The following is a 2136-nucleotide window of genomic DNA, read 5'->3' on the forward strand; positions in this document are numbered from 1 at the left end:
GGAGCGGTTTCTGGAGGCTTCGACCCATTCGATGCTGGTGACCGCGGCATCCGGCAGCGGCGACGGATCGATGTCGTAGACATAGCCGCTGAGCATGTCGGCGGCGCGTTCCGTCGCCTTTATCTTCGCCTCGGTTTCCGCGACCGCCTTGGAGATTGCTTCGATGCGGGCGCGAAACATGTGGGCGAGCACATCGCGGCCGGACTGTTTTTCGAGCCGTTCGAGATGCAGTCCGACGCGCGAGGCGTGGCGCTCCAGCTCGCTCTTGCTGAAACGCGCCTTGCGCAGTTCTTCGGAAAGGCTGTCCTGCATGACGGCGACAGGATCGAAACTTCCCGGTGCGCGCTCGTCGAGCACTGCATCGGTGACGAGTTTCTCGATCATCACGAGCGCCTGCAGCTCAGCTGCATCGGCGAATTCGACGTCGTAGCCGGTATCGTCGTAGACCTTGCGCCGGACCGGATCGAGAAGCAGCCCATAGGCTTTCTGCAGATTGGCAAAGGCTTCCGAATCACCACCCGAATCGGGGTGGGCAACCTTCGCCAGGCGCCGATAGGCGGCCTTCAATTGCGCCTCGTCCGCATCGCGTTCAACGCCGAGAATATCGTATGGATCCGTCACGCCTGCTCCCTTGCTCCCCGCATGTTGCGGGCAGTCTAGGTCTTCTTCTGCATCAGAAGGGCGAAGTTTAGACCGAAACGAGGAATGACGTCCATGGCCAGAGATGGCGATGGTTTATGCCGATGCTTCGCCAAATCCTCGATTGTTTAATGTTTTCAATTCGTTGTTCGAAGATCAGTCTGTGGTGATCGAAGCGAGATAACATCTGGCTTCGCCATCGATTTCCAGCACAGTTGCGGCCGTGTCCTCGATCAGCAGCGCATCGCCGGCCGCAAGAGCGCCGGTCTCGCCGTCCCGCCGGAATGACAATGCGCCGAAATGGCAGAAGAACAGGCATGTCGAGGGCCGCAGCGGCACGGTCTTGCTGCCATCGACGTCGATGCGGATCAGCGTGTGGGCGAGCCCGACACGGCGTGTCATGACGTTGAGATCGGTGATTGATCCATCCTGGAGCCTGGCCGTGACGGGGACATCCGCGGGGAAGGCTAGCGGATCGCTTGCCGTTGTCAGCGGCACTGGCGCGCTGCCTGCGACATCGAGCACCATGCCGTTGCCATTGAGGATCGCCAGCGTGCGGTCGATGCCGGGAAAGATCGAAAACGGGCCGTCCTCTGCGACCGTCGCCATGCTGATGCGCCAGTCGAAGTCGTTGATCGAAGCGTCAGCTGGAAAGACGGCGATCTCCACCGTCTCTCCCTTGCCGTTTTTCCAGGGCATGCGTTTGTGATCGCCGGCGCGCAGGATCCTCACCGGGTTCRGTTCCCGAGAATGCCGGGCAGGCGCAGGCCCTTTTCCTTGGCGCAGTCGATGGCGATCTCGTAGCCGGCATCGGCGTGGCGCATGACGCCAGTCGCCGGATCGTTCCAGAGCACACGCTCGAGACGCCTTGCAGCATCGTCCGTGCCGTCGGCGCAAATGACCATGCCGGAGTGCTGCGAGAAGCCCATGCCGACGCCGCCGCCATGATGCAGCGACACCCAGGTCGCACCCGATGCCGTGTTGAGCAGGGCATTGAGCAGCGGCCAATCGGAGACAGCGTCAGAACCGTCCTTCATCGCTTCGGTCTCGCGGTTCGGCGAGGCGACGGAGCCGGAGTCCAGATGGTCGCGGCCGATGACGATCGGGGCGGAGAGTTCGCCTGTTCTCACCATCTCGTTGAACGCGAGGCCGAGCTTGTGGCGGTCGCCGAGACCTACCCAGCAGATGCGTGCCGGCAGACCCTGGAAGGCAATGCGCTCCCTGGCCATGTCGAGCCAGTTGTGCAGGTGCTTGTTGTCAGGCAGCAGCTCCTTCACCTTGGCATCGGTCTTGTAGATATCCTCCGGATCGCCGGAAAGGGCCGCCCAGCGGAAGGGGCCGATGCCGCGGCAAAACAGCGGGCGGATATAGGCCGGCACGAAGCCCGGGAAGGCGAAGGCGTTTTCGAGGCCTTCGTCCAGCGCCACCTGGCGGATATTGTTGCCGTAATCGAGGGTCGGAATACCGGCCTTCCAGAAGGCGATCATCGCTTCGACG

3 protein-coding genes are annotated in these 2136 nt (G+C 62.2%); all 3 read right to left on the reverse strand.

What is annotated here, in order from left to right; all coding sequences use genetic code 11:
- Window positions 1–621, reverse strand: a 621-nt coding sequence (locus tag AC1D1Z_RS36660; RefSeq protein WP_477853721.1) for a J domain-containing protein, incomplete at its 3' end; no start/stop codon positions are given.
- 174 nt (window positions 622–795) lie between these two features.
- Window positions 796–1371 carry a HutD/Ves family protein gene (locus tag AC1D1Z_RS36665; protein ID WP_477853723.1) on the reverse strand — a complete coding sequence of 192 codons (576 nt, stop codon included), beginning with the start codon at window positions 1369–1371 and terminating at the stop codon, window positions 796–798.
- A partial coding sequence (hutU, locus tag AC1D1Z_RS36670) for a urocanate hydratase (RefSeq protein ID WP_477853725.1) occupies window positions 1368–2136 on the reverse strand: 769 nt, incomplete at its 5' end. The genes hutU and AC1D1Z_RS36665, both read right to left, overlap by 4 nt.

It is taken from the genome of Rhizobium sp. P1_E1, assembly GCF_056406015.1.